The sequence below is a fragment of the Rhizobium sophorae genome (assembly GCF_013087515.1).
In the GTDB taxonomy this organism is placed as follows: Bacteria; Pseudomonadota; Alphaproteobacteria; order Rhizobiales; family Rhizobiaceae; genus Rhizobium; species Rhizobium sophorae.
This window is the reverse complement of record NZ_JABFCN010000061.1, coordinates 1-11,508: the sequence shown is the minus strand read 5'-3', so window position 1 is coordinate 11,508 and position 11,508 is coordinate 1. Positions and strand designations below refer to the sequence as shown.

General features: G+C 52.7%; 5 protein-coding genes. 1 reads left to right on the top strand and 4 read right to left on the bottom strand.

Translation table 11 applies throughout. From position 1 onward, the window contains the following. Positions 1–130: 130 nt before the first annotated feature. From G9X64_RS31615 to G9X64_RS31605, 3 genes are all read right to left on the bottom strand, one after another. Complete coding sequence (locus tag G9X64_RS31615; RefSeq protein ID WP_171378141.1) at positions 131–1,345, bottom strand: hypothetical protein; 1,215 nt, start codon at positions 1,343–1,345, stop codon at positions 131–133. Positions 1,346–1,675: 330 nt separating this feature from the next. Next, the gene (locus tag G9X64_RS31610) at positions 1,676–5,605 is read right to left on the bottom strand and encodes an SIR2 family protein (protein WP_171378140.1); all 3,930 of its coding nucleotides are present in this window, start codon (positions 5,603–5,605) and stop codon (positions 1,676–1,678) included. Further along, positions 5,559–8,414, bottom strand: a complete 2,856-nt coding sequence (locus G9X64_RS31605) for a TrlF family AAA-like ATPase (RefSeq protein ID WP_171378139.1) — start codon at positions 8,412–8,414, stop codon at positions 5,559–5,561. The genes G9X64_RS31610 and G9X64_RS31605 overlap by 47 nt, the downstream gene beginning before the upstream one ends. A gap of 84 nt (positions 8,415–8,498) precedes the next feature. Here G9X64_RS31605 and G9X64_RS31600 point away from each other — a divergent pair, with 84 nt between their 5' ends. Further along, positions 8,499–9,458 (top strand): DUF4268 domain-containing protein, encoded by a 960-nt coding sequence (locus G9X64_RS31600; RefSeq protein ID WP_171378138.1) that lies wholly within the window; start codon positions 8,499–8,501, stop codon positions 9,456–9,458. A gap of 130 nt (positions 9,459–9,588) precedes the next feature. Here the strand turns inward: G9X64_RS31600 and G9X64_RS31595 are convergent. Continuing rightward, the coding region (locus G9X64_RS31595; RefSeq protein WP_210259750.1) for an AAA family ATPase at positions 9,589–11,508 on the bottom strand (1,920 nt) is incomplete at its 5' end.

Genomic DNA, 11,508 nt, shown 5'->3' with positions numbered 1-11,508 from the left:
CTCAGAGGTGGCTCACTTCTCGGTGGAAAAACCGGCTCAGTTCCGCGTGGAAAACAACATCCAGCCTCCTTTAACACCGCAGAGATAGCGAACGCATTGATCCCGAGGTTATTGTAGTAAGAGCTAAATTTCACTTGTAGCGATCTTTCCAGTTGCTCAGCCAACCGATCACCGGACGATCAGAAAGATCGTAGAAGCCACCATTGCTCATAGTTATGGGAAGCTCCTGCGAGGCGAGTGTCAGCTTCCTTTGCCGCAGATCGCCGACGATTGCCCGGGCAGATGCGCCCTCGTCTCCAGAAGCCTGTTGGCCTGAATATGCCTGCAGGAACCTGCCCTCCCATATGGTCGCGGCCTCCTCCTCCAAATCGTCGATATCAGATTGGGTGATGTCTCCGTCCTGGACAAGCCTCTCCAGGTTATCGCGAAAGTGCAGGCGTCGAGTAGTAAAGCTGGTATGGAACTCGATGTCATCCGGCTTGACATCATCAATATCCACCAGCTGTTTTATGAACGTCTGTCCGAGAAGGTCATCGGGCAAAACAGGCGGGAGTTTCCTGAAGGGTAGAGCGCCACTGCGGGCCTTATCGAAATGCCGACGATAGTAATGCGTGAACTCGTCGAAACTGAATGTGATCTTCTTTCCTGCCTTCACCGTGGCGTACGAGTTTTGCCGCACCTCGGAGTCGACAGCGTGGAAAACGTCGTCGATACGTGACGGATGTATGTATTTTTCCGCGATGGACGCTTTGCAAAGATCGATGATTTCGTCCTTGCCAAGGGCAAACGACAACTGCTGAAAAAACGTCTCTGACACAGCATTGTCGAGTGAGAGCACATCATCGATGTACCCCTGGATGATCAGGTCTTTGGTTTTCGCCTTAAGTGATGTGATATCAGTAATAAGCTCCGCGTGGGTCTTGGTGGCAGACTTGAAAGCATCAATAGATATCAAGAGGGCGTTTTTGCCGTTCTCCGACTTGTTCGATGCGAGCAGAAAGCTGGTTGTTTCAAGAAAAGAGAGCTGAGAGGCCACAGACGCCCGTCCATCCGCCGGGTCGATTATCAATTTGCACCAGTTCGAAATCGATTTCCAAAGATCACCATCCAACGTCGTAAGGTTGATAGGCACCCCTTGTGCGCTCGTCTGAACCGTGTGCTTCAGCTGGACAAGTAAATTCGTGCCATCAGGTCGCTCGACGTGAACGTCATCTAGCACTTCCAAGCCTACAACTTGGCCGCTCTTCAGATTCAACAATTCGTTGAGAAAGTAATAATACTGGTAGTCGAAACCGATTGATTTATCTTCTGCGCTAGTCGTATCGACGCGCGACCGTCCGCTCATGGCCTACCTACAGAATCAGCGAATAAGTACCCTAAGTTGTTTATCACAAATTCAAGCAGTTCTAAAGAAAGCTCGGAAACGGCTTGTTGATCAAATACGCGATGAGATTATGATCCCTTGCCACACTCTCGTACAAAATATGCTCCCAACAATTGAGGGGCCGGTCGGCATGATGTTCCTGAAATTCCACCCTGGAATCTGTCTGATTCAACTAGCACAGCGAAACACGACCGCGCCATCCATGGTGTGTTCTTGGCTGGTCAGAGTAAGAATTGTATAAGTTGTAATTGCGCTATTGAGAATTTGACTTGAGGAGTATCAAGCGAAAATTCAGCTAAATTCAAGCCTTCGTAACAACTCCAGCATCCGCACATCGGTTTTAAAGAAAGGCTCTGCCTCGCCGATACGCTTCAGTGTGCCAGCAGTACCGTATGGCCACGACTTCGCGTTTTCCGGTAAAACCGCATACAACAGTTCCAGCGTCTTCGACGGAAATCGTTCGACAACAGTGTCTTCTAAGCCGCCGACTAAAGGCGAAAACATTTGGTCGCCCTCGATTTTCGAAACCAGCGGCAGGACAGCATCCACCATGACTTCAAAATTGTCTTCTGCCGAGAATGCCAGGTCGCAAAGGCGCGACGAGATAGCGGGAGACTTCGCCGCCTTCTGCTTCGGCCAAACATCTTTTAAGAGCATCACAAGCAGCTCGGACCATTTCAAGCCGGTTTCCGGTTCGAATGCGTCCTTGTCGTCTGCCAAACGCTCCGCTTGCCAGATTACGTTCTGCCGAAGGTCGTCATCAGAAGTGGCAAGAAGATCATGGAGTTCCTGATCACTTACGAGTTTCTCACCGGCTTTGTGGCGGCTGGCCCATCCAGCTAACAGCATGCCAGCAATCACCTGGTTATAGCCGCGCCGTCCGGAGTTCGGCTCATTCGCTCTCTTAAGCAGGTGAGGTTTCAGCAATAGGAAAAGTTCGGTGTTCGGCACCCGTGCGGCCCAGAGGAATCCTGCCCACATTGCATCTTCATCGAGCGAATCCTGTCCTCCCAGCACGGGCAAAATATTTGAGCGCGTCCAATCAGGATCGACAGCATCAAACCAACTGATTTGGTGTGAGAATATCACCAGCGCATGACGGCGTAGGTCGCCCGGCAAATTGAGCAAATCCTCAACGTGGGCAAGCCATTCCGCTGGGAAGCCCTGCTTGGCGATCAGGTCATTCTTCCTTGGGTCTTCGAGCAACGCATCCGCTAGATTTCCGACGGGAGCATTTATTGCCTCCATCGTCCAGTCGGGCTCCGTGTTGCCACGAATAATTGCCGATCCTCCGCTTTCGGGATTCGTCTTGAGGACTTTGACTAAGTTTGAGAATGATTGATCGAACAGGCTGACATTTGAACGCGCTAATTTTCCAGCAACTGTTTCAAACCAGCGAGCTAGCGGCCGAATTATAGAGGAAAGGGAGGCTACCGGATAGCGAATGACCCTCTCTGCAATAAGGCTGATCAAGCGCTCGGTATCTGATTTTCTTGCTTCGGCTGAAAGGAAACGGTCCCACGCCCAGGGTGGGAATTCGTTGTTCCTGGCTGCATGGGTAAGTGCCGCGAAAGCTCGTAAAGGAAATTCCTCGACAAGTCCGGCGAATGGGTCTCGTTCGATGAGAAAATCGCGTCTGCTGCTAGATGCTTCGCGCGAGAATGCAAGGACCTCCGAGGCTGCTTTGTTTTTGAGCGACGTCGCGTCCTTGTCCTTTTGAACAATCCCGCCGCGTCCTTCCAAAGACTCTGTCGCTCGATCCGCATATTCGGGATTCCAATTTGGCGCTGATGTCCGTAGCTCGGCGAGAACGATATCGACGTCAAAGCTTAAACCGCTCGTGTTGGACGCAAGCCACTGGATACGCGAAGCGACAGCCCACGCTCTCCTTTCATCATATTTTTCTTGATCTTCTTTTTCCCATCGAGAAGGTCCTTCGCAAATTCGACGCTCGATCTCCGACCTTTCTGTTGCACCAAGGCCGTCCCACCGAGACCTGATGGACAAAAGCAGGTCGCGTTGATGGTAGGGGGACCAGAACGCCTCACGACTGATCACGTCCAAGGTCTCGGAAATTAAAGGCACAGGCACCAAATCATTGTTCCCGAGAGCCCAAATTCGAAGCCTTGCAAAAATGGTGTCGTCATCTGCAGGCCACGTCATCATCTCTCTACGACAGGCCGTCGCATCGACATCAAGGTGGGCGCTCAGCATCTTTGAGTAGCTGAGGACGAGTCTGCTCAGACCTCGGAAGCGTTCATGTCCGTCAATCTCGGGGTCAGGATCGCGGTTGATCGGACTGATCCGGTCGAGACCAAAGCCCCCGGTCTCCGTTTCAAGGTCAAGAGCGATCTCCAGGTTGCGCCTACATTCCCGTATCAATTGAAGAGAAAGTCCTGCTGGAACTGCAACGTCTATGGCAATATCTGGATATTCCACATCAGCCCGAACAATGCGCTCGACGTTTATTATGGCCTCTGGGTCCGGCGGGATGGGTCCTTCGAGATATGGAGGCTTTGCCACCAGGTATGGTCGAGTTATCGACCCGAGTTCTCTGATTGCTGTCGAAGTCCATCCATCCAGCTTCGTTGCTTCCTGAAGTTCATACCACTCTCGACGCTGTGGTTGATGCCGATGCGCCCAACTTTCGAACAGCAATCGCCAAGACCGGCGAATATCAGGATCGGCTTTATTGCGCCTGAGTTCCCATCTAATCCGCTCGCATAGTGCTGGATAAAGACCGAGTTGCTGCCCAGCCCACCATACCGCTGCCGGTTCATGAGCTACCTTCGTTATCCAATCCCCGATGATTTGAAGTCGAAGCGGGATTCCAGATGGTGCAGTGGAACCATAGCCCCGAAGGGGGGAAAGTAAGTAAGCACCGCTGCCAGAGAGGTCTCCCGAATTGACATCGAAGGCACCCCAGGCTGAACGTGGAACCTCCCTCTTCGGGAAATGATCTTCGGGATCAATCTGTTTAGGCGTTTCGTCGGCGTCCAAGCCATAGAGGTCGAACGGATCAACATAGGGTCCACGCTCATGATTCAACCAGATATGGCTGGGCCGAGCGTAGCGAACAGATTGGTCAAATACACAGAGCCACTCTGCTGGTAGCGTCTTTTCGTAGTTCGCAAACCGCTTTGCGCCCTCGGGGGTACTTACGAGATGAGCGATTTGACCGCGTTCATATGCTGCGAGTTTTCTCGGCCCTTCGAAGGCTTTTCGAAGTACCCCATTATACCAACCGTCAATATCGCGAGCCCTTACGGACCATGCCTCCAACGTATCCCACAGCGCTTTATGATGATCGTTTGGATCATAGGGAATGGCCTGAACGCCTTTGTGTCTCCAGCGTTCGACCGCCTCGTCTTGCCCTCCTGATTGAAAGGCGTACACCCCTTCGAGTGTACCCAGATCAAGGTTTAGTGCTTCCAGAAGATATTGAACGGGTGGATCGTCGGCGGTGTAACCGACGAAAACGACCACAAAACGTTTCAAAATTTCCTTGAAAAATGACGCTGCCCAGCCATCCGACAGATATGCTCGGCCGAAACTTGCGCTCGAAAGCACAAATCCCTCGTTTTCAGCGGCGTCGTATGAAGCCGTGGCCCGGCCATGCAGGTAGACAATCCCGTTGATATCGCCCTGGCGAGCGGGGTCCGGAAGGCGCGGGAACTGTGAGCATTCCACGCCGACCTTGCAGTCATTAAATAAGCGGTCGAAATTCGTCGTTACTAATTGGACTCGCCCATTCGGAGCGGTAGCAAGGTCGAGCATTATCTGGTGTGCCGACAGATCGGCATTGTCTTTCGGGCGAAGGGATTTCGCCACTGCCGCTTCAATGTCACGGCGAAGATAATCTCGTTCGAGAAGGCCGAAGAGCTTATCAGCGGAGATGAGACCGGCGACCCCTGTGCGGTTCTCGATATCCCTTGCCTCAGCAAGAATTTTGTGAGCCGAACTGGTCGCCGGAACCCGAAGTTCTTTGATGACGGCCTCGGCGAGGCCAAAGAAGTCTGGTAAACCGGTCCGTGCTCGGGAAACGCCTGCTCCGCAAAAAAATATGACGCGTCCGTTATCGCGGGCGACGAGAAGCTCGTCGGGAATTGCGGGTCCGTCAGGAAGAAACCTCAAAAATTCATCCTCAGTTAAAACTCCGGCGGTCTGAAAGCGCCTAATTTGATGCTGACCCGAACCGATACTTTCGTCGACGGAGATCAAACGCTGGTTCACCACCTTCCATCACCTGGGTGATGGAAGATTTCACAACTTCTGTTTCGATTGCACCGTCTGTTTCAATGGCCACCCGAGGTTGTTCAGAACCAGGACGCGGATCAATCGGGGTACTCGCCAGCACAACAATCTTGTCTGCGTCGCCGTTGACGACCATATTGGGATTGTGGGTTGCAAATATCAGCTGTCGATTGCTCTTGGACGACCGGATCAGTTCGACAATCCGCATTACGACGTTGTTGTCGAGGTCATCTTCGGGCTGATCAATGATGAGTGTTCCGGCCGATTGGCTCAGCAGCAGTTCCAGAAGCGCGGACGCTTGTTGACCCTCTGAAGCCCTTCCAAATGGTATGTTCTTACCATTTGCGTCGACGTAGGTAAGAACAATGAAATCACGGGGGCAAGCCGCGAGGACTGCGCCGAGGGATGCATCGTTAATTAGGCTATATACCTTGCTCGTCGCAAAAGATGTGAGCCGTTCTTCGCCAAGAAGGAGGTCGCCGATTTTTTCCGACAATGCGGTGCCAGGTTCTTGAGGAGACCCAGCCATAATCTTTTCGCGATAGATTTCAAGAATCTGATCGCCAATGGAAGTCCATCCCCCGGCATTCGACTTCAGGACCTCGGAAATCCACGTTCCCGACTTCTCTGAACTATCAGATATTCGACTACCTACCAGGAGCGCCGAAATTGATGCGATGTATTCCTCGGGAGCGGTGTCGGTTTTAACCCGAGCCTTCAGGACGTTGCTGGAGTGTCCGGCAACTTTTTCGGCTGCTGCAACAAGTATCTGTCGGCGTCGAGATAGGTTGTCCAGAAGAGTGTGCCTTGCCGTCGTCAGTGCCTCGACCGCCCCCGCAGCATCTCGCATAGCTTTTTCCGCAGCGGCCACACTTTTCTTCGCTGCCTCTAATGCTATTACTAAACGGGAGTTTTCGTCGATAATTGCCCTATGCTTTTCCTGTTCAGTAACTGCGCTATCAAACTTCTCTTTGAAAACCCGTTGATGCTCGCCAAATTCTGTCTTGGCTACATCTTTTGTAGCAGCAAGTTTTTCGAGGTCGGCTAGACAATCCTGAAGCCGCTTGTGGATCGCCTCTTTAGTTTCGGCGACTCTTTTTCGAAGGTCGACGACAATCGGTAGCTCCACATCGAGCGTGATCTCGGGAATATCAGCGAGCAGTTTCTGCGACAAATCGGTTATGGTGGTCTTGTCGGAGGCAATTGCAATTTCGACCGACTGCAAAAAGGCAGCGCCACTGGAATATTGAGGCGACTGATCGATTACGTCGAGAGCCTCCTGGCTCACGCCCTCCGTTTTCAGGCGTTCCGCAACGTTATTTGCTCTAAGCTGCGTTTCCTGAAGAAGTGCCGTCTTCCGCTGAACATCAAGCAGTAACTGCCAATAGGCTGCGAGTTGTTGAAGCGCTAAGGTGACGGATCGTCGGGCCGTGTTAATATCCCTCTCTATCTCCCTTCGTTGTTCAACCTCTTCGGCTGCGGCGATACCGGTGATCTGATCCGCCGCACTTGCTGGATCATTCATTGTGGAGGACAGGCCCTTTTGCTCAAAGGCGCGAGCGGGAAATTTCTGTTGGGCATCTGACAATGGCAGCTGTGACGTTCGACCGGTCACATCCGTAACGGTAATCGTACCTCTGCTCGTAAGTTCGCGACGCCATCGCTCGGCGATACCTTCGCGCTCAAGACTGATTTCGACGTAACCTCCATTCGATAATGTATCCTCGATCAGACTCGCACTTCGCTCTTTAGGCTTTGCAGTCTCGGTTGATGGAAGATCGGTGGATGTGCGGCCTAAACCAAAGCGAAGGTATTCCAGTATCGCGCTCTTCCCAGAGCCTCGTCCGCCGATGAGTGCGTTAAAGCCTGGGTTGAACCGAATGCTGATCGGGTCAGAGCCACAGAGAGTGGATTTGATTTCAATCGAAGATATTCGATCCCGGGGCTCATGCGGCGCTGCATGTGCGATCCGCGCCTCGTCTGCGAGGAGGGCTTGTCGCAATCCTTCGATTGTCGGCTCACCTATTTTGATCCAGCATTCGTGAGCACCAAGCCGTTCCCATCCGGCGCTACGGTTATCTCCTGTCGGCAAAAGAGCTTTTCGACGTTTGCCCCAATCGGGAATTTCCCCTCTGATCTTCTGCAACGTTACAGGGTCTAATTCGGCAACCGGGCGCTCGATGTACACTCCATCGCATCCCAGAGCGGCGAACCGCAGGGCATGCCCAATCTCGTTCAAACTTTTATGAGAACCTTCAGGATTGCTGAAATGCGGGAACACCAAGCATGCTTCGCGAAGATGCTCTTCCCCAACGATGTCGTCATAAAACGTTGAGATAGTTTGTGAAATCGGGCTGATGACGCATGTCTTTTCGTCACCAGGGTCAGCAGGTAAGACGTTCGTTAGCATGCCGAGAGCTTTGGAATGTACAGCGGTTTTGCTTAACGGATCAAAGATAACGAGGCATTGTGCGTTGTCGCTGCAAGAGACCTCCAAGCCCGGAAAGAAAATTAGATCGTCATCTGCTTCAGCCAATGCCTGCACATAATTTGACAAACATATGTCATGGTGGTCGGTAATCGCAACAATGGATAGACCTTTGCCCTTAGCGGCGGACAGAAAGTCTCCAGCCCAGGTTTTTCTGGCAAGTTCCGCAGCGTCTGACCCTCCAGGCAACGCTTCGCTGCCTGTCCATGATCGATCACGAGGTGTGTGGCACTGCAGATCGGCCTTTCGCCATACCGTGCCCGGGTGCATTCCTCTTGGATAGATCATTCGAATCTCCTCCCCCTAGCATCTTTGCAATCATGGCGAGAACAAGTATGCGTGCAAGCGTTATGTTTCGGATGGGGGAATACTTTGACGATTGGTAGACTGATACAGGTTCCGCTCCGCGAGGTGTGGAAGCATGAGGCATATGACTTCACGCAGTGGCTTCAGGAAAATATTGAAGTCGTGAACGATGCTCTCGGGCTTAATCTAATGAATATCGAGCGTGAGCAGACCGCAGGGCCGTTCAGCATCGATCTTGTCGCTGAAGACGAGAACGGCAACAAGGTCATCATCGAAAACCAACTCGAAAAGAGCAACCATGACCATCTCGGCAAGCTGATCACCTACCTCACGTCGATGGGGGCGCGGACGGCAATATGGATTGTATCCGAGCCTCGCCCCGAGCATGTCGCAGCCATTGCGTGGCTGAACGAGAACAGCAGCGGCACGTTTTATCTGGTGAAAGTCCAAGCGCTGAAAATCGGGGACTCGGCCCCCGCGCCATTGCTAACCGTCATCGTCGCCCCTGCTGAGGACAAATCGGAAGTGGCGCGGACGAATAAGGAGTTTGCTGAACGATACGACATCCGCCTTCACTGGTGGACAATGCTTATCAAACGGCCGGATGCAAAGCTCCATGCACATCTTTCACCCAAGACCTATTCATGGATTGGAACGTCATCCGGTTTCCGTGGCCTCGCTTTCAACTACTCTGTAACCCAGAAGGATTCTACCGCAGAGTTGTACATCGACCGTGGGCTGTCCGCAGGTGATGAGAGCAAGCGAATATTCTACATGCTACAAGAGCGGAAAGAGGAAATCGAGCGGTCGTTTGGTGCACCGTTGATCTGGGAGCCGCTTGATAACGGTACGACGCGGGCCTCTCGCATCAAGTATGTTGTTCAAGGTGGCTACAAATCTGATGAAATCGAGTGGGACAGCATTCAAGCAAAGCTCGTAGACGCGATGAACCGGCTGCATGCGACATTCAAAGAGCCTATTAAGCAGGTTCGCCAGCGGCTAGGGGAGGTTAGCGTCGAAGGATGATTTGCTAACCTCGATACAGGTGTCAGAACCGTTTTAGCGCGGGGATCGTCATATTTGCAACGGAAGCTCTCGACGCTCAGCATCTGGCTGGTCAATGTTCGCAGCGTTGTCCGTGAAAAGCGACGCTGTGCTACCGTGCCATTGGCAGGTTGTTTAGGTTGCGGTTTCTTGTGAAAGTTGCGCTGGCTGTGTGCGAAGGCAGTTGACGGAGAAAAGTTTCGAGGTCATCCCCGAAGACATGGCGCTTATCTTTTAAGGCCCCGGCTAAAGACATCACGACATTCTCATGAGTTTTCAATAATTCGCGGGCTTTATCGAACGCAGCATTCAAGATGTCGTCGACCTCTTGTTGAAGAAACGGGTACTTTTGAAATAGAGCGGCGTCCTTTGTATCGAGAAATCGGACGGGTAGGACGTGCAGTGCCTTGCCCATGCCGAACATGCCGACCATCCGCACGGCCAGCTCGGTAGCGCCGACGAGGTCTCCTTTCTCCAGACCCCCGGAAGCCGTCGACCGATCTCCGAGAAAGACCTCCTCGGCTGCAAGACCACCTAGCTTCATCGCAATATCCGCACGATAGGAACTTTCGGTCTGCAAGGTCGCTTGAGGAACGAAGATTACTGTCTCGCCGTGAATATCATCATCTTGGTCGGCCCGATGGTCGTCCGTGTAAACTTCCACAGATGTGATAACGCCAAGGTCGAAAACCTTCGCGAGAACGGCATGCGCTGCCTCGTGGAGGCATATCCGCCAAAACTCGTCCGGTTTCAGAGGGACGAAGATCGGCACTTCCTTTTCCAGGTCCGCGATCTCCGGTGACCGATTCTCGTTTCGTGCATGCTGCCGGACCTGCCGGGCTATGTATTCAAGATCGGCACCGCTCCTACCATTCAATCGCCTCGCAATCCCTTTTAAGGCAGCATCCTCGGAAAACTCGGGCAGATAGTGTGTGAGAATTGCCTCCCGGCCTGCAACATCCGGTTTCGACAACTCGATGTGCCTTTCGAGCCGACCGGGACGAAGGAAAGCCGGGTCAATTTTTTCCGGCAGATTGCTTGCCGCAACGATAATCACGCCCTCACGGCCCGTAGCCCCGTCGACGGCTTCAAGCATCGCGTTGATGACTTCCAACATGTACTGGGCATTGTCACCAGTGAGTTTTGCCCGGTGGCCGAACGAATCGAACTCGTCCACGAGCAAGATTGAGGGGGCAGACGCTTTTGCTTCCGTAAAGGTCGCGTACATCGATTTGAGCAAATCGCCCATGTGTCCCGAACTCTGCCATTGACCGAGTGAGGACGCGATAAAGTGAGCGTCGCACTCAGCGGCCAAGGATTTCGCGAAAGATGTCTTGCCGGTTCCAGGAGGTCCATAGAGCAGAATTCCTTTATCGACCTGGTGCCACGGCAAAACTCCTTCCCTCCAAGATGCAAGATCGCGTCTGAGGCGGCGTCCCCATTCGCCCGCCGCGCCGAACGACGCCAACGGAAGGATTTGTTTGTTGTTCGTTGCTTGCGAGGTGAGCTTCCTGAGCCGTCCGATAGCTCGTTTTGCGGGCCTACCACGGCGAAACGTGCTGTCGACTAAGCCAACATCCTGTTGCTGAAGGAATTCCCTGTCATCGTCAGACAGCTTTCCGCTTCCTAAGAACCTGCAAAGCCCCTCAATGCAACGGCTGTCGAAAACCTCCAAATCGACTGTCCAGTCGACTGCGGCCTCGAATTCAACATGCAACTCGGCACCTTGCGGGATGAAAACGATTGTCTTCGGCGCGGAAAGGTAACTTTGCGGCCGAAATTCCCATTTGCCTTTTCGGTTCCTGGGGCCATGACAGCATATGCCAACTGTTAGAATGTCGCTATTCTTGCCTCTCCCAAAGCTAAAGTCAGCCAGATGTTCGAAATCTTCCAGCGGCCAATGCGTCGGCACCCGCACAACGAGGACGCCGCCACTTTTCGAGATAAATTCATGTTGCCGCTTTAGAACACGGACTAGGAGCTGTGGACACTTATCTGAGCCATAGGATTGTTGCGGCCAAAGCGAGCATGG

Excerpts from the sequence above, each read along its gene's own strand:
- G9X64_RS31615 (WP_171378141.1), bottom strand. The coding sequence starts at position 1,345 with ATGAGCGGACGGTCGCGCGTCGATACGACTAGCGCAGAAGATAAATCA.
- G9X64_RS31605 (WP_171378139.1), bottom strand. The coding sequence starts at position 8,414 with ATGATCTATCCAAGAGGAATGCACCCGGGCACGGTATGGCGAAAGGCC.